The organism is Idiomarina xiamenensis 10-D-4 (genome assembly GCF_000299895.1).
GTDB lineage: Bacteria > Pseudomonadota > Gammaproteobacteria > Enterobacterales > Alteromonadaceae > Idiomarina > Idiomarina xiamenensis.
In genome coordinates this window covers 1-19,644 of the sequence record NZ_AMRG01000012.1, presented here as the reverse complement: position 1 = coordinate 19,644, position 19,644 = coordinate 1, and the positions used below count along the sequence as shown (strand labels likewise).

Here is a 19,644-nt window from a genome sequence, read left to right as displayed (position 1 = left end):
GGAGACTAGCATGCAGTTTGATAACTTAAATAAACCGAAAGGATTTATCCGCCTAGCGCGTGCCATGGGCCACTCGTTTCGCGCGTTACGTTGGCTGATATCGCACGAATCGGCGTTTAGACAAGAGTTGTTGCTGCTCGTTGTTACGGTCGTAATCGTGTCATTGCTGGGGTTTAGCTTGTATGAACAGCTTGCTATTATTTGTGCGACTTTGCTTGTTATGTTTGCCGAAATCACTAACACGGCGATTGAGGCAGCGATTGACCGCATTGGTTTAGAGCTCCACCAGCTCTCCGGTTTGGCAAAAGATCTAGCCTCTGCTGGCGTTTTTATCACTATTCTTATTCTTTGCTTAGTCTGGCTAGCTGTGCTTTATCAAAATTTTATTGTGTAATGCTATTGTTAAGCTTTTACCGACGCTACAGTGAAACCTACACAATTGAATGAGTTAGTTGATGTATGAGGAATTATGAAAGAAGCTGCCACACTTCAGCAATGTCGTATTGAAGATCTCGATGCCGTTCAAGACTTAGGGCGTTTAGTTTCATATTTGCGTTCGAGCTTGGTAAGCCATCTTGATGCGGCTTTAGCACCAATGGATTTAACCGCTGCACAGTATATTGTGGTGGTGCTGCTAGCGCGAGGCAAGGTGAAAACCTTGGCCGAACTGTGTGACCACATGGTTTATGATCGCGGAGCAATGAGTCGATTACTTTCTCGACTTGAAGACAAAGGCTTAGTTACCAAGCAGCAGTCGGTGCAAGATAGACGCTCAACTCTGCTTTATCTGACCGCAAAAGGGCGACAGCTTCACCCAGAAATCTTACCTATGGTTAATCAGATTTATCAGCAAGCGCTGACGGGCTTTACCGAGACCGAGCAACAACAGTTTGTAGAGCTATTATTCCGCGCTATTCATAACTTAAAATAGGTGCGGTGATTGCCGACAGGAAGCCAAGTTTGCTAATATAGTTGCCTAGGCACTTATTGGCAGGCATTGGTTTATCATGGCGACAACCACATTATTGCAGCAACTCAATAGTCAGTTTCCTCAGCACCAGTTCAGTGCAGAGAACCTGACGGTGGTTCATAAAGGTCGTTTTGCTAATGCTATTGTGTTTCGTTATCACGATGAGCAGTTCGATCTCATTATCAAAGACTTTCAGCATAGTCCGTGGTGGGTTCGCCGCAGTTTTGCTCGTTTATCGGTTAATCAAGAGTATAAAGGTTTAAGTCGTCTAGCTGGGGTGTCTGGTGTGGCGGCGCGCTTTTGCCGTTTGTCGCCGGTAGCGCTAGCTTATGATTATATTGATGGCGAGTCGTTACGAACCCTGGTGAACCAGCAAGCGTCATTACCTAAAGCTTTTTTTTCTGAGTTAGAACGAATGGTCAGTGCTATGCATCGCCGCGGCGTTGTGCATTTAGATCTACGTAATTTAGGTAACATTCTATGTAGTGCCGATGGTAAGCCGTACATAATAGATTTCCAGTCGTCGATGAGTTATGCACGTTTTCCTAAGTGGCTGCAGCGCTTTATGCGTCGCTCTGATATTTCTGGGGTCTATAAAGCCTGGAGCAAACTTTCAGAACAGTCGTTGCCACCCAGTAAAGAAACCTATTTAAAACGTTTCAATCATGTCAGAAAGCGCTGGATATTCCGTGGCTATCCGATGCAACGTGCTTATACTTGGGCAACTGGCATCATCGCGCAGGGCTTACATTCCGATTTTCTTCGAAATATTTTCGAGCGTTTTCTATAACACGCTAACTTGCCCGCTTATCCGTTTGGCGTTTCAATACTGGCGCCCCCGGCAGGAGTCGAACCTGCGACCTGCCCCTTAGGAGGGGGCTGCTCTATCCAGCTGAGCTACGGGGGCTGAGGGCAGTCGATAATAGTAAAAAATGCGGGCGTTGTCATAACTTAACGATTAAAGCGTTAAGTCTTTAAGACTGTTTGGTGGATTTTTACGCGTTGAGTTAGCGTTTGATGACCGGCACGACCCAATCGTCGATTTGCACGTTGCCCAAGAAACCGGCATTACCGATGGTGGCTACCGCAGTTGTATCGTTAACTTGCTGCACCACGGCAGTATAGTCACTGACGTGCCACTTTTGACGATAGTGGCCTTGCTGATCGATAAAGTTGGCCTCTTGCACCACTTTTAATTGATCGCCGGTTTTCACGCCGTTAACGCGACCAATATTGATTTGAATAGTTTGCGCATCGACTTGCACAATGCGGCCACGGGTTTCCTGGCAGCGCAGCTTAGCGTCAAAACCCTGTACCACGTCCTGCATGTTCTGCGCCAGCACCGCACCGAATGGCTCGCGCCAAAACTGATCGGCAGCAACGTCAACTTTCGCGTTACGGGCATAGGTCCACTCGGCATTTTCGCTAATACGGGCTCGCGTGATGGTTTCGCCGCTGTAGGCATCCAGTAAGTAGAAGGTGAGGGCGAAGTGACGTTGCGGATTACTCCAAGTGGATAGCCAACCACGTTCGCTCGCAACCGATAAGTCGTCAAAAATAGCGGTGATGACGTATTGGCTATCGTTATGTTCGCCGACTCGACGGGCGATTTCTCCCAGTTGTTGCAGACTCAGCTGTTGTAATGCTTCGTCTAACCCCACCGGTCGTTGCAAGGTATGCTTCACCAATAAGTGACTATTACCCGAGGACAAATCCCGCGCAAAGCGCTCTGCTGCAACTTCGCCGATGGCATAGATATCGCCGTAATTAGCTTGCTCGCGGCGCGCCAGTTCGAATGGCGCAACGGTTACGCTCTTACGATATTCACTCGCCTGACATTGCTTATCGCGTTGCCATATATCGGCCCGTACAGTGATATAAATGCGGTTATCGCGGACTTCTTCGCTAACAATATCGACCTGATCGACATTGCCTTGGCCGCGCCATTGCACTTGCGTATTTTGCAGTACGCCATCGACAATCTGTTGCACACTGGATACCTCACCACCAGCGGCCATTAAGCTTTGCTGAATGGCGTTTTCTATCGCTTTGGCGCGCGCGTCACTGACGTTACCGTTAATGATCGGAGCCTGCCCCTGAGCCTCTATCCAACGTGCTTGAGCTGGCAGGCCGATGGCCGCTAAGCTAATAAAAAACGCTAGAGTCACTACTCGCATGGCATCATCCCAGTTGCTTAAGTCGTCAGAAAGCCGTCGTTGTTGAGGCTAATGGGTTTACTGGCGATAAACAATGCAAAAACCGCGCCATACGGACGCGGTTGATGTGCTGCCCACTGCAGAATCGAGCCAGTGTTTCGCGGTATGCTGAAACCCACTACTCTGGGTTACCTATTAGTAGTCGTACTCCACTGAGTCGTACACTACTTAATAGTACACCACATTTTTCACGCGTTGCGGGCGGTTAATGCTTTGATAGAGGTTATGTACGCGCTCGAAGTCGAGCCGTAATTCGGTGGCATAAAATTCGCCAGCGCTATAGGTGCGTACTACTTCAGCACCGCGGATAACACCATCGACCGAGGTTTGGTAACTGTCGCTTTGCAAAGCCCAATCGGCTACGGCACTGTTGCCGCTAATGCGTTGTCCATACACTTGTTCGGCAAGTTCGCGATAGGCCGCGAGTTTTGACGCGCGCATGGCGGCCAGCATTTGCTCTTCGTTACTGGCTCCAGGCTGCTTCGCAATCGGTGCATAGCCGACCGCAGACAGCACTGGGAACTGTTTCGGCTTAACCGTTTCCCACTCCACATATTGTTGGTCGTAAACCACGCTGCAAGCGCTCAACGAAAATGCCAGCAGTAGGCTGCTGACGCACTTACCGACGGAATGATTGAAAAAACGTGATTTGCTCATGCGAAGTCACCTGTAACGCCAAAAACTGAGTTAATTTATTAACGGCGTTAACAGCAAAATCTTTAGCGAATTTTGCCTTTTTGGTTATAGGTCACTTGGTCACTTTTTACCGAAGTTAAGATCGCTTGGCGTAATTGCTCGATGTCGTTCAAGGTCGAGGCGACCATGCGCTCATTAACATCGTTGCGTTGTTGGCAGTCTTGCAGTAACTGTTCGATATGCTGGCGTTGTTGACGCAATTCTGTATCGTCGTTTAATTGCTGCTTATCGGGGTGAGCGGCTAACTGCTGGTCGGTGCTTTGAATTGCGTCCAGCAGTTGCTGTTTGGCGGCGGCCAATTCGGCTACATGGCGGTGTGAGCGATTGGCGATAGCCTGTAATTCTTGTTGTTGCACAGCGTCAAGATCGACTAACTGCTGCGCTAATTGCTGCAGTAAGACGCTAAGTTTTGGCGCTGTTTCGCTCATTAAGCGTCCTCAGTACCAAAAAAGTCGCTTTCAAATTGCGCTAATTTGGCCGCTAAACGCTCAACATCCACTTTATACGAGCCATTTTCGATGGCCGCTTTGATGCTATTGACTTTCTCTTGGTCGACGCCGCTGCTGTTCGCCGCTTTACGTTGTAACTGGTTCAATTGTTGTGCCTGCGGTGTGATCGAAACGGCATCTTTAGCCGGCGCTGGATTGCTGGCTTGCGCTTGTGCTGTATTTTCCGAGCGTGCACGTAACTGTGTGTCGCTTTGCTTACTGTCCACGGCGGTGTTCTTCACGCCGTTATTATTCACATTGATACTCATGTTTATTTCCCGCCAAAATAAAGGTATTGCAGCTTTCTATCGGCCCATAGGCTATAAAACTTTAGCGGTTTTTGTGAAAAAACGCTAAAAATGCTGAAAAAGTAAGCAATCGATTGATTTGTAATCAGTTATTCTACCGTGACTTCGTTCAGTCCGGCAACGGTTGCGTGTACCTCACGGTTCGAACGCTGGTTTCTAACGACCACCGACTCGCCTTGTAGGCCATCCGCTAACGCGATGCCCGTCGCGGTAATGCGCATACCTTTTTGTCCAGCCACTATTGTAACGCGTTCGCCCTCGCAAACAAGACAGGTCGACGACGCTTTAATTGGCTCTTGTGCACTAATACGGCGTTTGACGCGCGCACCGACCAACGATTCAATGTCGTGATACAAGCCCGCTCGTATGGCTTGCGTATCGACCATTGCGATACTCAAATCACTGGCGTTTAACAGCGTGCCGGGCGTCAGCGGCTGAGCTGCGACCACCACCGGCGCCATCATAAAAATACGCACTGGCACATAGGCACGCCACTGTGTCGGCAGCTCACAGCGAATTTCTACCGTGGTGTAACGGTCTAAACGCGCATTATTAGCCAGACTAATATCGGCGGATTGTTGGCAGACTTTAGGCACTAAACGTGGGTCTAGGGCACTAGCTTCAATGCGCACTTCGCCATTTTCTGGGGCGCTGACTTGTTGCCGAATAAATTGTTCGGCGATTTGCTGCAAAGCCTTATGGTCATAACGGAAATTGCCATCAGCATTCTTCATCGAGGGGGCATCGGCTTGCGCGTTTGCCTGCGCTGGCGCAAGAAAATTCAGACTTATTAAACAAATAAGCATTTGAGCCATCGATTTTACTGTCATAATATTCACCTAAATAATGCTAATGTTCGCTGGGCTAATGCCGAAAAAAGCGTTATAACAATAGAAATTGTGTCAATTCATCGACACTTGAACACGCTTTCAGCGCTGTCTTAACCGTTTAATGCGGAATGATGCAAAGAGTGTGCCGTCAAGTGATGCAAGCGCGGGAGTCAGTTATGCCAGGTGTTCTGGATTCGGTTAATCAACGCACACAGCTGGTTGGACAAAACCGCCTAGAGCTGTTGATGTTTCGCCTCAGCGGTCGCCAACGGTTCGGCATTAACGTCTTTAAAGTGCGCGAAGTGTTGCAGTGCCCGCGGTTAACGGCGATGCCGAAGCGCAATCGTGTGGTGCGTGGTGTTGCACATATTCGTGGCCAACCTATTTCGGTCATCGATTTAAGTATGGCAATTGGTGGTCCGCCGATTGACGATATTAACAATCGCTTCATTATTATCGCTGAGTACAACCGTACGGTGCAGGGCTTTCTGGTACACGGCGTCGAGCGCATTATCAATATTAACTGGGAAAACATCATGCCGCCGCCAAAAGGCACGGGGCGTGACAGTTATTTGACAGCGGTTACCGAAATTGAGAAAGAGTTGGTTGAAATTATCGATGTCGAACGCATTTTAGCCGACATCACGCCGCTGAGTACCGATATCAGCGAAGAAGTTGCTAATCAACCGGTGACTATCGATAAAGAAGCGATTACCTTATTGATCGCCGACGACTCGGCGGTTGCTCGTAATCAGATCAAGCGTGCATTAGAGCCGTTAGGCATCAAAATGGAATTGATGAAAAATGGCAAAGAGGCATTAGACTGGTTGCGTCAGAAAGCTGACGAATTGGATGGGTCGGTGCATAGTCTCGTGCCAGTCATGGTATCAGACGTTGAAATGCCGGTGATGGATGGCTATACCTTAACGGCAGAGGTGAAAGCCGACCCACGTTTGAGTAAACTACACGTGATCTTACACACCTCGTTAAGCGGTGTTTTTAATCAGGCAATGGTTAAAAAAGTCGGTGCCGATGACTTTATTGCTAAATTTCATCCGGACGAACTAGCGTCAGCCGTGAAAAAATGGCTGAACGATATTGCTTAAACAGGACGTAGCAGCATTACTGTGACTGAACGAGAGTTAGCCCCAGCGGAATATCATACTTTCCGAGAGTTTTTGGAACGCCAGTGCGGTATTGTGCTGGGTGAGAGTAAACTGTATCTGGTGAAAAGTCGACTGACGCCACTGATGGCGAAGTTTGACATCAAATCACTGTCGGAGTTGGTCAAGCGGTCAATGGAGTTCTCTGAGCGCGCCCTGCGTTCGGCCGTGATTGACGCCATGACGACTAACGAGACCCTATGGTTTCGAGATAGCTACCCGTTCGAATTATTGACGCAACGGATGTTTCCCGAGTTTAAAGACCAGCGTACGCCGTTAAAAATATGGTCAGCAGCCAGCTCCAGTGGGCAAGAGCCTTACTCGATAGCGATGACTTATTTGGAGTACAAGCTGAAGAATCCGGGGCACTTACCTGGCGGTATTCAAATCGTTGGTACCGATATTTCTAATAAAGTATTAGAGCAATGCCGCGTTGCTGAATACGACAACTTGTCGTTGGGACGAGGCTTATCACAAGAACGTCGGCAACGCTTTTTTGAGGCTCGCGATAACGGCCACATGGCCATCAAGACCGACGTTAAGCGGCTGGTACAATTTCGCCATTTGAACCTGCTAGATAGCTACGCGTTATTGGGTAAATTCGATATTGTTTTTTGCCGTAACGTACTGATTTACTTTGCCCCTGACGTAAAGCGGAAAATTTTGGCCCAGTTCCGGCAAGTACTGAACCCACGTGGTTATTTATTTCTTGGTGCATCAGAGTCAATTTCTGGTTTAAGCGAAGACTTCGAGATGATCCGTTGCAGTCCTGGCATTATCTATCGCAAGAAATAATGATTCCTTTCATCATTTGCTAGTTTATTGACCAACCTTGGCATTGGTTTTGCATGATTTCTCTGCAATTGCATTGTGGAGACAAATTTATGGCAATCACCATGGATAAGTTGTTGGGCATTCATCAATACACCCTTGGGGTGCGCACTCAGCGTGCAGAAATGATTGCCAACAACTTAGCGAATGCCGATACCCCCGGCTTTAAAGCGAAAGGCTTAGACTTTCAGCAAGCCTTACAACAGGCGCAGCGAGGTCAGCAAAGCTATCACCTGAGCCGCACCCACGAAAAGCATTTTGCCGTCGAAATAAAACCGCAAGGCAGCGAACAGTTTCGCGTTCCCACGCAACCCGATACCGGTGATGGTAATACCGTCGATGCGCAGTTGGAACAAAACTTGTATATGCAAAATGCACTGGAATACCAAATGACCATGAATTTTCTTGATGGTCGCATCAGTGGCGTCAAAAAAGCACTGGGATCGTCCGGAGGTTAACTATGAGTTTATTTAAGATTTTTGACGTGAGTGGCTCGGCCATGAGCGCCCAGTCGGTTCGTTTGAACACCACCGCCAGTAATTTGGCGAACGCCAATTCGGTGAGTAGTAGCGTCGATGAAACTTATCGTGCCCGGCATCCGGTATTTGCGACGGCATTAGAGCAGGCCAACGCTAAATATAATGGTAGCCAAAGCCAGCTGGGACAAAGCGCAGGCGTACGCGTAATGGGAGTGGTCGAGGACCAAAAGCCATTGCAAGTTGAATACGCGCCTAATCACCCGATGGCGGACGCCGAGGGCTATATTTATCGGCCTAACGTTAACGTCATGGAAGAAATGGCAGACATGATTTCGGCATCACGTTCTTATCAATCCAATGTGCAAGTAGCCGACACAGCCAAGTCCATGGTCATGCGTTTAATTCGCATGGGCCAGGGCAGTTAAGCGGGAGACTAAACGGTGACTACGGTTAATAACAACTCGATACTGGATAAGTATCGTTGGGACGAAGAAACTCGCACCCAACCTAAAGATGCGACCGGTCAACAACAGTTAGAACAGGAAGATTTTTTCCAGTTGTTAACACAGCAGTTGAATATGCAAGACCCCACTAAGCCGGTTGATAACGATCAAATGATCGCACAGATGACCAGCTTTAGTATGGCCGAAGGCATCACCAACATGTCGCAAAAGTTTGACGAGTTTGCGCAGAGTATGGCGTCTAACCAAGCTTTGCAGGCATCTACCCTGGTTGGACGTAATGTCATGATCCCGTCTGGTGACGTTTATTTGGAAGAGGGTGCACAAGCATCTGGCATGATTGCTGCACCGTTAGATGCTAGCAACGCTAAATTAACCATTAAAGACGAGAAGGGTGCCGTGGTACGCACCATTCAGCTTGGTGATTTACCAAAAGGTGTAAAAGACTTCACCTGGGACGGCAAAGATGAAAGCGGCGAATTATTGCCGGAAGGCAAATACACCATTTCCGCTAACGCTCGCATTGGTGACAGTAACGAAGAATTACCGATTCAAATGGGCGCTAAAGTGGCCAGTGTCAGCATGGGTAGTCAGCAAGGCATCATTTTGAATCTGAAAGGGTTAGGCGGTGTCGCGTTAAGCGATATTTCCGAAATTAGTTAATGACGCAGTTACCCGTTTGTCGGGTAGCCTGAATAAATGAGGTGACTTATGTCATTTAATATTGCTTTGAGCGGTTTAGCGGCTTCACAGAAAGACTTAGACGTGACAGCTAACAATATTGCCAACGTAAAAACTACGGGTTTTAAAGAGTCGCGCGCAGAATTTGCCGACGTCTATGCAACCAGTATTTTTAACTCCGGCAAAACTAAAGTGGGTGATGGTGTGTTAACGTCGCAGGTTGCCCAGCAGTTTAGTCAAGGTACCCTAAGCTTTACCAACAACTCGTTGGATATGGCGATTAGCGGTAACGGCTTTTTTGTTACCAGCGATAACTTAGGTTCGCGTGACTTCAGTTATACCCGTGCTGGTGCTTTTAAGCTGAACAAAGACAGCTTTATCACCGATAATCAGGGTAATTATTTGCAGGGCTATCAAGTCGATCGCAATAGTGGTAATACCTCGTCAACCAGTTTGGCCACTACGCAGCCGATTCGAATCCCAGATACTGCCGGTGCGCCGCAAGCCACTAGTAATATCTACACCACCTTTAACGTCGATGCCCGCTTGACCTCAATTCCAGACGATGGTGCGACACCGCCAGCGTCTAACTTTGATCCGGCGACCGCATCTTCATACAGTAATTCGACCTCGGCAACGGTTTATGATTCGTTAGGTGAATCGCATGTGGTGACCACTTATTACGTTAAACGTGGTCCAAATACTTGGGATATCTACGGTACTTTTGACGGTAAAGAAATCGACATGGACCTGACTGGCGGTGCGCAAGCGGGTGCTACCTCAGCGGCTGGTGCAACGAGTACTCGCATTACCTTTAATGCCGATGGTACGCCTAACATTACCCCACCTGATGTATCGTTCCCGCCGGTGCAATTAGACCTCAGCGGTACCGACCCGAACGGCGACCCCTATTTAACTAACGGTGCCGACAATACTCAGACCATTAATCTGAACTTCCAAGATCAAACGGGTACGCAAGTGCCGTCACAGTTTGCTGACGATTTCACACAAGAGTCGTTGGATCAGGACGGTACCACGGTAGGGCGTTTAACCAACGTTGAGATTGACTCGTCGGGTTTAGTGGCTGCGACCTATTCGAACGGTGATGTGCAATATCTAGGTCAGGTGGCGTTGGTACGTTTTGCAAACGAGCAGGGCTTAACACAAGTGGGTAATACTGCTTGGCGACAAAGCATTTCATCGGGTGAACCGTTGGCTGGTGAACCTAACACCGGTACTTACGGTGCGATTGAAGCGTCGGCGCTAGAAAATGCGAACGTCAACTTGACCCAAGAGTTGGTTGATTTGATTTCGGCACAGCGTAATTTCCAAGCTAATTCACGCTCGTTAGAAGTGAACAGTACGCTGCAGCAGACTGTCTTACAGATCCGCTAAACGGCAAGCGCTTGCCGCTTTTACTGTGATGATTCAAGCCCGCTTCGGCGGGCTTTTTGTTGGTTCAGATTTAATCGTCTTCTGCACCCAAATCGAGTGGTTTGGCACATATCTTGTATAACTCTGCTATAGACGTTTCACCGACAAAATTCTGGCTGGAGGATCGGTATGGACAAAATGTTGTATGTCGCCATGAGCGGCGCCAAAGAAAACATGACTGGCGTGGCGCTGCGGGCGAACAACCTGGCCAATGCCAAAACCACAGGCTTTAAAGCTGACTTGCAGCAAGCACGGTCAATGCAGGCTTTTGGTGACGGTTTACCGACGCGGGTGTTCTCGTTAACCGAGCGACCTGGTCAAAATTTTGCCAGCGGCGCGCTGAGTACCACCGGACGTGATCTGGATGTTGCCATTAAAGGGCAAGGCTGGATCAGCGTTTTAGACGCTAATGGTGCCGAGCGTTATACCCGCAATGGCAACCTACAACTGTCCAGTGAGGGCATGTTGCAGACCTCTAGCGGACAGCCCGTTGTCGGTGACGCTGGCCCTATCTTTCTGCCGATACCGGTAGCCAAAGTTGAGGTAGGTAATGACGGCTCAATCGTGATTCGGCCGCAAGGCGCCCCGGCTAACGCTGTTGAAATCGTAGACCGCATCAAACTCGTCAATCCGCCTAACGGCAATATGGAAAAAGGTGAGGACGGTTTGTTTAGTCTGAAAACCGGCGATCAAGCATTGGCGTCGGCCAATGTGCAACTAGAAAGCGGCGCGTTAGAGATGAGTAACGTCAATGCCGTCGAAGAAATGACGCATTTAATTGCCTTACAACGTCAGTTTGATATGAACGTTAAAGTCATGAAAACCGCCGAAGAAAACGCTCAGCGCTCAGAATCGCTGATGCGCGTCGGTTAAACCTATTTAAGTCTGGGAGAAAGATTATGAACCCCGCATTATGGATAAGTAAAACCGGTCTAGACGCACAGCAACGCGATATTTCGGTGATTTCTAATAACTTGGCGAATGCCAGTACTATTGGCTTTAAAAAGAGCCGGGCGATTTTTGAAGATTTGTTGTACCAGAACATCAACCAACCGGGCGGTCAGTCTTCACAAGATACCGAGTTACCCAATGGTTTGATGTTGGGCGCCGGTACCAAAGTGGTTGCCACGCAAAAGAACTTTAGCCAAGGCAATGTGCAGAGCACCGATAACTCGCTGGATATCATGATCAACGGCAAAGGTTTTTTCCAGATTTTGATGCCAGACGGCACGTTATCGTATAGCCGAAACGGCCAATTTACGCTTGATGAAGAAGGCCGCATGGTCACGCCGGGTGCAGGATTCCCGCTTGAACCCGCGATTGTAGTGCCGGAAGATGCGACCGCGATTTCGATTTCGCAAGAGGGTGAAGTCTCGGTTAAACAACCCGGTAATGCCGATAATGTGGTGGTCGGTCAGATCAACCTCGCTGATTTTATCAATCCATCGGGCCTAGAGCCGATTGGCCAGAATCTTTATCGTGAAACGGCCGTCAGCGGTGCTCCGCTGGAGGCGGTGCCGGGTGTCGATGGTATGGGAACCACTATCCAGGGTTCGTTAGAAACCTCGAACGTTAATGTAACCGAGGAGCTGGTGAACTTGATTGAGAGTCAACGTGCTTACGAAATGAACTCGAAAGTCATTTCTAGCGTCGACCAAATGCTGGGCTACATTAGCCAGCAGTTATAGGTGAGATTATGACTCGGCAACTGTCTTCATTAACCTCACGTCTGGCACTGCTGACCTTGAGTCTGCTGTTGACCGCGTGCGCTAGTAGTCCGCACCAACCCATGCCGGATGACCCGTTTTATGCGCCGGTACAGCCGGAACAGCGGGTCGAGCCGGTGATTGCCGATGGTTCCTTGTTCCAGACGCGGTATGCCGACGAGTTATACTCGGATATTAAGGCACGGCGTTTGGGCGACATCATTACCGTGCGTTTGCAAGAGCAAACCACCGCATCTAAATCGGCAGCGACTAATACCAGCAAAAGTAGTAGTGCCGAGTTAGCGGCACCGACGGCCTTTGGTCGCCCTATCACGATTGGCGGTAACCCGTTATCGGCAAGCTTAAGCGGAGATCGCCAGTTTCAGGGCGATGGTGGCGCTGACCAGAGTAATCGGTTAGTGGGTGACATTACCGTATCGGTGATCCGGGTGATGCCTAACGGTAACTTGATTGTGCGCGGCGAGAAGTGGATGAAGCTGAATACCGGCGACGAGTTTTTGCGTTTAACGGGCATAATCCGGCCGCAAGATATTTCGTCTGATAACGTCATTCCGTCGACTCGGGTAGCCAACGCGCGCATTGAATACAGTGGCACCGGTGCGCTCGCACAGGTGCAAGAGCCGGGCTGGTTAACGCGCTTTTTTAACAGTAGTTGGTGGCCGTTTTAGGTGGCTATGATGGTTTGGGAGATTAACGCATGAGAGTCTGGCAACGAAGTATTCTGGTGTGGGTGATATGTAGCTTTACCGCGCAGCCAGTGTTGGCTGCGCGGATCAAAGATATCGCTTCGGTTGCTGGCATTCGCTCTAACCAATTGATCGGTTATGGGCTAGTGGTGGGTTTGCCGGGCACGGGTGAACAAACGCCGTTTACCGACCAAACCTTCCGTACCATGCTGCGCAACTTTGGTATCAATATCCCCGCCAATGAGCGTCCGAAAATTAAAAACGTGGCAGCGGTGGCCGTGCATGCCGATTTACCGGCCTTCGCTAAACCCGGACAATTGATTGACGTCACCGTATCGTCGGTGGGTAGCGCCAATGGTTTAACCGGCGGCACCTTGTTACAAACCTTTTTACGCGGCGTTAATGGCGAAATTTATGCCGTGGCACAAGGTAGCTTGGTGGTCGGTGGCTTAGGTGCTGAGGGGGCCGATGGCTCACGTATCGTCGTCAATACTCCGACAGTAGGTCGCATTCCAGGCGGTGCTACGGTTGAACGCGAAGTGAAAACCTCGTTCACCGCCAACGACTACTTGACCTTTAACCTACATAAGCCCGACTTCACCACCGCCAAACGCTTGGCGGGGACCATTAACGAACTGGTAGGACAGGGCACGGCCACGGCTTTAGATGCTGCTTCGGTACGGGTCATGGCGCCACGCGATAGCGGCCAACGCGTCAGTTATTTATCAACGCTGGAAAACCTGCGTGTCGAGGAGGCCGACGGCGCCGCTAAAATTATTATTAATAGCCGCTCCGGTACCGTGGTTATCGGCCAGAATGTCGAATTACGGCCTGCCGCCGTTGCCCACGGTAACATGCAGGTGACCATTGCCGAGAATGTCAATGTTAGTCAGCCGAACCCGTTTGGCGATGGTGAAACCGTAGTCACCCCGCAGTCGATTGTCGACGTCCAACAAGACGATGCGCGCGCTTTCGTGTTTGACCCGGGCGTCACTTTGAATGACTTGGTGCGTGCGATTAATCAAATTGGTGCTGCACCCTCAGATGTTATCGCTATTCTTGAAGCATTAAAGCAAGCTGGTGCCATCACCGGTGAGTTGGTGGTGATTTAACCATGGACCGCGCAGGCGCTAATTGGCAGCAATTGCAACAGGCACAGTTGGCGTTAGACACGCAAAGCTTGGATGGCCTGCGTCAGCGTGGCTTACGCAATGAACAAGGGGCATTGCGCGAGGCGGCGCAGCAATTCGAGTCGATATTTATGGGCATGTTGCTGAAAAGTATGCGCGATGCCAACGCCGTATTCGAACAAGATAACCCTTTGCACAGCCGTTATGGTGGCATGTATCGCGATATGTACGACCAACAACTCAGTGCTGAGTTATCGCGTACCGGTAGTCTGGGCTTATCCGATTTGATCGTTCAGCAATTGGGTGGCGCTGAGGGGTTTACGCCGGCTTCATTGTTACGTAACGACGGCGATTTGGTGTCAGCTCGCGCGCAAGCTAAACAGCAATTTGAGCAGCATGCGGCAACCCAATCCGAGCCGCTGGTGACGCCGCCGGTAAGCGATACGGGTGGTGTGCCGGCTGGTTATTATTATGGTAGTCAGCGCGTCAATCAGGCCCATACCGCTGAAGGAACTCAGCGTTTTGAGTCGCCTCAGGAGTTTGTCGACACGCTCATGCCTTATGCGCGAAAAGTGGCCGAGAAAACCGGTTTATCAGCACTGGTGATGGTGGCTCAAGCGGCACTGGAGACGGGCTGGGGCAAGCGTATCATTCCCGGTGAGAAGGGCGGCAGCAGTAATAACCTCTTTAACATTAAAGCCGATACCCGTTGGCAAGGTGATAAATCACATATCAGCACGCTGGAATATGACGGCCAGGTGGCTAAACGCGAAAAAGCGGCGTTCCGCGCTTATGATTCGATTGCCGACAGTTTTCATGACTACGCTGAGTTTTTGCAGCAGCAACCGCGTTATCAGCAAGCATTAGCGGTAGCCGCTGATCCGCAACAATTTGCGCAGGCTTTGCAACAAGCCGGCTACGCGACCGACCCGGCGTATGCCAATAAGCTGCAGCGCTTAATGCAAAGCCAGTGGTTGCAAAACACGGTTAATGATGGGGTTACCGATAGGGTTAATGATAGTGCCGTTAAAGGGTTATAGGACGACAGACCAAAAGCGGCTAAATATTGCCGCATGGCTGCCGATAACAGGGTGAGTAAAGGATAAAGGGCGACCGTATGTCGAGCGATTTATTTCAAGTAGGTGTGTCGGGATTGCTTGCGCAGAGCAAGAACTTGCTGACTACCAGTAATAACATTGCCAATATCAATACGCCGGGCTACACCCGCCAGCGCAACGACATTTTTACCCAGTTGCAAGGTGGTGTCGGGCGTGTCGAGACGGTGCGCATCACTAACGAATTCGCTCGTAAAATGGTTTTGCGTGATACCTCCAATGCGTCTTATGACAGTACCTATTTGGAGCAAGCGAATGTCATTGACCGCCTCCTGAGCGAGAACGCGAATAGCTTATCGACAGCCTTGAGTTCGTTTTTTAACCAGCTGCAGGAATCGATTAATAACCCGACTTCAGAATCTAATCGTGATCTGGTGCTATCGGAACTTGGCGGTGTGGTTGACCGAGCCTCGACGTTATCCAGTTTAGTGCTGGATCAAACTCAGTCGATCAACGAGCAATTGAAGATTTACTCTGAACAAGCCAATAGCTTGATTGAGGGTATCGCCGACCTGAACAAAGCTATCGCCTCAAAATCTAATACCGGTGCCGGTGAAGAGCCGCTGACTTTACTAGACCAACGCGAAGAAAAGATTCGTCAGCTATCCGAATTGATGGGTGTCAACGTGGTGCAATCGGAGTCGGGCGAGTCGTTGGTTTATACCCAAACTGGCGAAGCGCTAGTGATGAAAGGCGGTGCGTTTAATGTGTTTTCCACCGATGGCAACCCGGTTAACCAACTCAACCAGTTAAAATTAAAGCTCACCGCGCCGGGCGGTAGAGAATTGGTGATGTCACCGGACAATGGCCGTTTAGGCGGCAAGTTGGGTGGTTTATTGGCGTTTCGCGATGAAGTGCTTGAACCATCACAAGCCAAACTTGGCCAGATCATGATTGCGATGGCCGATAGCATGAACCAACAAAATCGTTTGGGCATGGATTTAGACGGCGAAATCGGTGGTGATATTTTTGATTTTAGTGCGTTTGAGTTTAGCGGTTACGACTACGAAAGTAATAATGGTACCGGCACACTCAACTATTCGATTAACGATGGTCAGGCAGCAAATGTGGTGGAGCAGGACCTACGCGTTGAGCTTGAGGCTACCGGTAATCCAAACGAGTACAACGTTAATATTTATCTGCTCAATGCTGATGGTAGCTATGCTCGCAAAGATGCAGCGGGTAACCCTATCGCTAGCGCCACGCAAACCACCACCTTGCCTGATGGCGCGGTAGATTTTGGTGATGATTTTGGCGTCACGCTAGATTTGAGCGATGCGGCGGCTAACTATGCCGACGGCGATAGCTTTGTGTTGCGTCCAGCTAAAGAAGCGACGGCTAAAATCACTTTGTTAGACATCCGTCCTGAGGATTTAGCCTATGCCTCGCCGGTTCGCGGTGAAGCCAATAGTAATAACACCGGTGGTGGTGTCATCGATGGCTTGCTGATGACCAATACCGATCCGGCTACTAGCGCTATCAACCCGACTGCGGATGGTTTCGACGCTAATGCGCCGGGACGTTTTGTGATTGATGCTTATGATGACACTACTGGCGAATACACTATCCGCGTCTATCAGCAAGATGGCACCGATTTAGGTACCTTCGTCACTGACGATTTGGATAATATCGTTTCGCAAGCAGTGCCGGGTGTGATTGCTACCGATCCAGGCTACGACTTTAACATCGGCGGGCGGCCCAATGCCGGTGACGAATTTACTATTGGCTATAATACTAATGGCTTTTCTGATAACAAAAACGGGCTGGCTCTCGCGCAGTTACAGACCGACCCCACCGTGCGTCGCAGCGGTACTGTTGCCGCCGGTGATGGTAACGGTAAAAGCTTTACCGCAGCCTATTCAGATTTAGTTAGCCTCGTTGGGCAAAAAACTTCTCGGGCGCGGGTTAACGCCGAGGCCTCTGGCAATCTGTTGCAGCAGTCAACCAATTGGCGCGAATCGGTATCGGGCGTGAGCCGTGACGAAGAAGCGGCGAACTTGCTACAGTATCAGCAAGCTTATGCGGCGTCGGCGCAAATTATCGCATCGGCGCGAACCATTTTTGACACCTTATTACAGGCGGCACGTTAGTTATGCGAGTCAGTACCAATCAGATTTTTAACAACAACTTGCAGCGCTTATTGAATACGCAAGCGAAGCTAGTGCGTGATGAAAATATGTTGCAGGAACAAACCCGCATTTTAACACCGGGTGATGATCCTGCCGGTGCCGCTACGGTGTTGCGGCTGAACGAGCGCGTCGCACTGAATGCACAGTACATGGAAAATACCGATAAGGTTGCCAACAGCTTATCGCGACAAGAGTCGGTGTTAGATGGCATTACTAAAGCGTTACAACGTGCTCAAACGCTGTCGGTACAAGCGGGTAACGGCGCTTTAGCGTATGAAGATCGGGTGGCCGTCGGCACCGAACTGGCCGGTATTGAGCAGGAAATCCTGGACCTGATGAATACCAAAGATGAATTTGGTAATTATTTGTTCTCGGGCTTTCAGGGGGACCAAAAGCCGGTTGGGTTAGAGCCTGCAAGTGCCGAGTTTCCATTTGGTTCCTACAGCTACAACGGCGACTCTGGCCATCGTGAGTTACAGGTTTCTAATAGCCTGAGTTTGCAGGTATCGAGTAGCGGTGCAGCGATTTTTGAAAGCGCCGAACGGCGGGCCAATATTACCCCACCACAAGTCAGTGCCGGTACCGCCGACGTTACCCGGGTGGAAATCACCGACCAGCAAGCCTTCGATAGTTTTTACGCGAGTAATTATCGTGCCGCGAATGACGGCAGCAATGACTTCGAAATCAGCGTGATAGCGGGAGCACCGGATACCTATGAAATTAGCCAAAACGGTACCGTTATTCAAACGGGTAATTATACCGATGGTGAAGCTATAGACTTTAATGGTGCTGCTATCACCCTCGATAATGCCGTTGGTAGTACGGTGGAGTTTTCGTTCCAACAGCCTAAAGGCAACATTTTAACCAGTTTGCGTAATTTATCGCAGCAAATGTTGTCGCAAACCTCAACGCTAACCGAGCGTCAGCAGGCTAACGTCGACTTTGACGTACATGCCGAGAATGCCATGGATAGTATTGACGGTAACCGCTCAAAAATTGGTTCGCGAATGAACCTAGCGCAGTCGGTTAAGGATGCCTTAGGCGAACAGGATATTGCCGATAAGGAAACCATCGAAAGCGTTGCTGGCTTGGACATGGCGGAGGGTATTTCACGCCTGATCCAAACCGAAACTAGCCTGCAAAGTATTCAAGCGACCTTTACTCGCGTTACTAGCTTGTCACTATTCGACTATTTATAAGCGATTTATGTGCGGTTAAATGCCCGTCAGCATTGCGTTGACGGGCTTTCTGTAAAACTCTCCTAGGGCGACGGAAAAGCCCTCAAAAAAGTTTAAAAAACGTCTAAAGCTTCCGCTTCGCTATCCGATAACGTAATCAAGAGACATTAACGATGTCAGCGCTTGAGCTGGGTTTGCTCAAGTCTCAAGCTACGATTACTTGTTTGGAGGTCAGCAACATGGCTTTATACGTAAACACCAACGTCAGTTCATTAAATGCACAGCGTCAATTAATGGGCTCAGGCAACAAATTAGATCAGGCGTTTCAACGTTTATCATCAGGTTTCCGCATTAACAGCGCGGCTGATGATGCTGCTGGCCTGCAAATTTCTAACCGGGTTTCTTCTCAGGTGATGGGTTTGAACCAAGGTAACCGTAACGCTAACGACGGTATTTCTTTGGCGCAAACCGCTGAGGGTGCGTTAGACGAAATCACCAATACTTTCCAACGTGTTCGTACCTTGGCACAACAAGCGGCTAACGGTTCTAACACCGATGAAGACCGCTTAGCGATCCAAGAAGAAATCCGCGTGATGATGGAAGAAGTTAACCGCATCGCCTCTGACACCACTTTCGGTGGTCAGAACTTGTTAGATGGTACTTATGAAGCCAGCTTCCAGGTCGGTGCTGACGCTAACCAAACCATCAGCTTTAGTATGGCGACAGTTGGTGCGACCACTAACTCGGTAGCGACCGATGGCGGTTTTACCTTATCAGGCATCGCTAGCGTCGCCTCAGGTGTGACCGGTAATACCTTGAGCGGCTTGGCGGGCACGGCTTCGGGTGCGTTAACATTCGCTGGTCGTTATGTCGCGAGTACTATCTCGGTATCGACACAGGACAATGCGCAAGCGGTATTGGCGGGTATGGACTCACTGATTGCCGTGGTTGATAAAAAGCGTGCCGAGCTGGGTGCCGTGCAAAACCGCTTCCAGTCGACTATCCGTAACCAGTCGAACGTCGCGGAAAACTTAGAAGCAGCCAACTCGCGTATTAAAGACGCCGACTTTGCCGCGGAAACCGCTAAGTTGACTCAGGCGCAGATCCTGCAACAAGCCAGTA

The 19,644-nt window shown here is 49.7% G+C and carries 22 protein-coding genes and 1 tRNA gene; 17 read left to right on the top strand and 6 right to left on the bottom strand.

Annotation, left to right across the window (positions count from 1 at the left end; all coding sequences use genetic code 11):
• Positions 1-10: 10 nt before the first annotated feature.
• The 3 genes from A10D4_RS09760 (at position 11) to A10D4_RS09750 (ending at position 1,760) form a co-directional block, all read left to right on the top strand.
• Complete coding sequence (locus A10D4_RS09760; RefSeq protein ID WP_008489268.1) at positions 11-394, top strand: diacylglycerol kinase; 384 nt, start codon at positions 11-13, stop codon at positions 392-394.
• Between the two features lie 75 nt (positions 395-469).
• Complete coding sequence (locus A10D4_RS09755) at positions 470-931, top strand: MarR family winged helix-turn-helix transcriptional regulator (protein WP_008489266.1); 462 nt, start codon at positions 470-472, stop codon at positions 929-931.
• 76 nt (positions 932-1,007) lie between these two features.
• Positions 1,008-1,760, top strand: a complete 753-nt coding sequence (locus A10D4_RS09750; protein ID WP_008489265.1) for an RIO1 family regulatory kinase/ATPase domain-containing protein — start codon at positions 1,008-1,010, stop codon at positions 1,758-1,760.
• 40 nt (positions 1,761-1,800) lie between these two features.
• On the opposite strand, the gene A10D4_RS09745 is transcribed toward A10D4_RS09750, so the two are convergent.
• The 6 genes from A10D4_RS09745 to flgA all read right to left on the bottom strand — a co-directional run bounded on the left by A10D4_RS09745 (position 1,801) and on the right by flgA (position 5,508).
• Positions 1,801-1,877, bottom strand: a tRNA-Arg gene (locus tag A10D4_RS09745).
• Between the two features lie 100 nt (positions 1,878-1,977).
• A complete protein-coding gene (locus A10D4_RS09740) occupies positions 1,978-3,147 on the bottom strand; it encodes a flagella assembly protein FlgT (protein ID WP_008489264.1) in 1,170 nt (389 codons plus the stop codon).
• Positions 3,148-3,354: 207 nt separating this feature from the next.
• Positions 3,355-3,843, bottom strand: a complete 489-nt coding sequence (locus tag A10D4_RS09735; RefSeq protein ID WP_008489263.1) for an LPP20 family lipoprotein — start codon at positions 3,841-3,843, stop codon at positions 3,355-3,357.
• Positions 3,844-3,905: 62 nt separating this feature from the next.
• Positions 3,906-4,310: a flagellar export chaperone FlgN gene (gene flgN, locus A10D4_RS09730; protein WP_008489262.1), complete on the bottom strand. Its 405-nt coding sequence runs from the start codon at positions 4,308-4,310 to the stop codon at positions 3,906-3,908.
• A complete protein-coding gene (flgM, locus tag A10D4_RS09725; protein WP_008489261.1) occupies positions 4,310-4,639 on the bottom strand; it encodes a flagellar biosynthesis anti-sigma factor FlgM in 330 nt (109 codons plus the stop codon). The genes flgN and flgM overlap by 1 nt, the downstream gene beginning before the upstream one ends.
• A 128-nt stretch (positions 4,640-4,767) precedes the next feature.
• Complete coding sequence (flgA, locus tag A10D4_RS09720; RefSeq protein ID WP_008489260.1) at positions 4,768-5,508, bottom strand: flagellar basal body P-ring formation chaperone FlgA; 741 nt, start codon at positions 5,506-5,508, stop codon at positions 4,768-4,770.
• Positions 5,509-5,684: 176 nt separating this feature from the next.
• On the opposite strand from flgA, the gene A10D4_RS09715 reads away from it, so the two are divergent.
• The 14 genes from A10D4_RS09715 to A10D4_RS09650 all read left to right on the top strand — a co-directional run.
• Positions 5,685-6,614, top strand: a complete 930-nt coding sequence (locus A10D4_RS09715; protein ID WP_008489259.1) for a chemotaxis protein — start codon at positions 5,685-5,687, stop codon at positions 6,612-6,614.
• A gap of 21 nt (positions 6,615-6,635) precedes the next feature.
• The gene (locus A10D4_RS09710) at positions 6,636-7,466 is read left to right on the top strand and encodes a CheR family methyltransferase (protein ID WP_008489257.1); all 831 of its coding nucleotides are present in this window, start codon (positions 6,636-6,638) and stop codon (positions 7,464-7,466) included.
• Between the two features lie 89 nt (positions 7,467-7,555).
• Entirely contained in the window at positions 7,556-7,960 is a 405-nt protein-coding gene (gene flgB / locus A10D4_RS09705; RefSeq protein ID WP_008489256.1) for a flagellar basal body rod protein FlgB, read from the top strand.
• A 2-nt stretch (positions 7,961-7,962) separates the two neighbouring features.
• Complete coding sequence (gene flgC / locus A10D4_RS09700) at positions 7,963-8,406, top strand: flagellar basal body rod protein FlgC (protein WP_008489255.1); 444 nt, start codon at positions 7,963-7,965, stop codon at positions 8,404-8,406.
• A gap of 15 nt (positions 8,407-8,421) precedes the next feature.
• Positions 8,422-9,105 (top strand): flagellar hook assembly protein FlgD, encoded by a 684-nt coding sequence (gene flgD, locus A10D4_RS09695; protein WP_008489254.1) that lies wholly within the window; start codon positions 8,422-8,424, stop codon positions 9,103-9,105.
• A 48-nt stretch (positions 9,106-9,153) separates the two neighbouring features.
• On the top strand, positions 9,154-10,518 hold the full coding sequence (gene flgE, locus A10D4_RS09690; protein WP_008489253.1) for a flagellar hook protein FlgE: 1,365 nt from the start codon (positions 9,154-9,156) through the stop codon (positions 10,516-10,518).
• A 168-nt stretch (positions 10,519-10,686) separates the two neighbouring features.
• Positions 10,687-11,430: a flagellar basal-body rod protein FlgF gene (gene flgF / locus A10D4_RS09685; protein ID WP_008489252.1), complete on the top strand. Its 744-nt coding sequence runs from the start codon at positions 10,687-10,689 to the stop codon at positions 11,428-11,430.
• Between the two features lie 26 nt (positions 11,431-11,456).
• Positions 11,457-12,245 carry a flagellar basal-body rod protein FlgG gene (gene flgG / locus A10D4_RS09680; RefSeq protein ID WP_008489251.1) on the top strand — a complete coding sequence of 263 codons (789 nt, stop codon included), beginning with the start codon at positions 11,457-11,459 and terminating at the stop codon, positions 12,243-12,245.
• 8 nt (positions 12,246-12,253) lie between these two features.
• Complete coding sequence (gene flgH / locus A10D4_RS09675; protein ID WP_008489250.1) at positions 12,254-12,952, top strand: flagellar basal body L-ring protein FlgH; 699 nt, start codon at positions 12,254-12,256, stop codon at positions 12,950-12,952.
• Between the two features lie 29 nt (positions 12,953-12,981).
• A complete protein-coding gene (locus A10D4_RS09670) occupies positions 12,982-14,082 on the top strand; it encodes a flagellar basal body P-ring protein FlgI (protein ID WP_008489249.1) in 1,101 nt (366 codons plus the stop codon).
• A 2-nt stretch (positions 14,083-14,084) separates the two neighbouring features.
• Positions 14,085-15,140: a flagellar assembly peptidoglycan hydrolase FlgJ gene (gene flgJ, locus A10D4_RS09665; protein ID WP_008489247.1), complete on the top strand. Its 1,056-nt coding sequence runs from the start codon at positions 14,085-14,087 to the stop codon at positions 15,138-15,140.
• A 77-nt stretch (positions 15,141-15,217) separates the two neighbouring features.
• Positions 15,218-17,305 (top strand): flagellar hook-associated protein FlgK, encoded by a 2,088-nt coding sequence (gene flgK, locus A10D4_RS09660; RefSeq protein WP_008489246.1) that lies wholly within the window; start codon positions 15,218-15,220, stop codon positions 17,303-17,305.
• Between the two features lie 2 nt (positions 17,306-17,307).
• On the top strand, positions 17,308-18,543 hold the full coding sequence (gene flgL, locus A10D4_RS09655) for a flagellar hook-associated protein FlgL (protein ID WP_008489245.1): 1,236 nt from the start codon (positions 17,308-17,310) through the stop codon (positions 18,541-18,543).
• Between the two features lie 218 nt (positions 18,544-18,761).
• A partial coding sequence (locus tag A10D4_RS09650; RefSeq protein WP_040502850.1) for a flagellin N-terminal helical domain-containing protein occupies positions 18,762-19,644 on the top strand: 883 nt, incomplete at its 3' end.

What these genes read in the sequence shown, in the direction of transcription:
- A10D4_RS09760 (WP_008489268.1), top strand. Translation starts at nt 11, where the DNA reads ATGCAGTTTGATAACTTAAATAAACCGAAAGGATTTATCCGCCTAGCG.
- A10D4_RS09755 (WP_008489266.1), top strand. Translation starts at nt 470, where the DNA reads ATGAAAGAAGCTGCCACACTTCAGCAATGTCGTATTGAAGATCTCGAT.
- A10D4_RS09750 (WP_008489265.1), top strand. Translation starts at nt 1,008, where the DNA reads ATGGCGACAACCACATTATTGCAGCAACTCAATAGTCAGTTTCCTCAG.
- A10D4_RS09740 (WP_008489264.1), bottom strand. Translation starts at nt 3,147, where the DNA reads ATGCGAGTAGTGACTCTAGCGTTTTTTATTAGCTTAGCGGCCATCGGC.
- A10D4_RS09735 (WP_008489263.1), bottom strand. Translation starts at nt 3,843, where the DNA reads ATGAGCAAATCACGTTTTTTCAATCATTCCGTCGGTAAGTGCGTCAGC.
- flgN (WP_008489262.1), bottom strand. Translation starts at nt 4,310, where the DNA reads ATGAGCGAAACAGCGCCAAAACTTAGCGTCTTACTGCAGCAATTAGCG.
- flgM (WP_008489261.1), bottom strand. Translation starts at nt 4,639, where the DNA reads ATGAGTATCAATGTGAATAATAACGGCGTGAAGAACACCGCCGTGGAC.
- flgA (WP_008489260.1), bottom strand. Translation starts at nt 5,508, where the DNA reads ATGACAGTAAAATCGATGGCTCAAATGCTTATTTGTTTAATAAGTCTG.
- A10D4_RS09715 (WP_008489259.1), top strand. Translation starts at nt 5,685, where the DNA reads ATGCCAGGTGTTCTGGATTCGGTTAATCAACGCACACAGCTGGTTGGA.
- flgB (WP_008489256.1), top strand. Translation starts at nt 7,556, where the DNA reads ATGGCAATCACCATGGATAAGTTGTTGGGCATTCATCAATACACCCTT.
- flgC (WP_008489255.1), top strand. Translation starts at nt 7,963, where the DNA reads ATGAGTTTATTTAAGATTTTTGACGTGAGTGGCTCGGCCATGAGCGCC.
- flgE (WP_008489253.1), top strand. Translation starts at nt 9,154, where the DNA reads ATGTCATTTAATATTGCTTTGAGCGGTTTAGCGGCTTCACAGAAAGAC.
- flgF (WP_008489252.1), top strand. Translation starts at nt 10,687, where the DNA reads ATGGACAAAATGTTGTATGTCGCCATGAGCGGCGCCAAAGAAAACATG.
- flgG (WP_008489251.1), top strand. Translation starts at nt 11,457, where the DNA reads ATGAACCCCGCATTATGGATAAGTAAAACCGGTCTAGACGCACAGCAA.
- flgH (WP_008489250.1), top strand. Translation starts at nt 12,254, where the DNA reads ATGACTCGGCAACTGTCTTCATTAACCTCACGTCTGGCACTGCTGACC.
- A10D4_RS09670 (WP_008489249.1), top strand. Translation starts at nt 12,982, where the DNA reads ATGAGAGTCTGGCAACGAAGTATTCTGGTGTGGGTGATATGTAGCTTT.
- flgJ (WP_008489247.1), top strand. Translation starts at nt 14,085, where the DNA reads ATGGACCGCGCAGGCGCTAATTGGCAGCAATTGCAACAGGCACAGTTG.
- flgK (WP_008489246.1), top strand. Translation starts at nt 15,218, where the DNA reads ATGTCGAGCGATTTATTTCAAGTAGGTGTGTCGGGATTGCTTGCGCAG.
- flgL (WP_008489245.1), top strand. Translation starts at nt 17,308, where the DNA reads ATGCGAGTCAGTACCAATCAGATTTTTAACAACAACTTGCAGCGCTTA.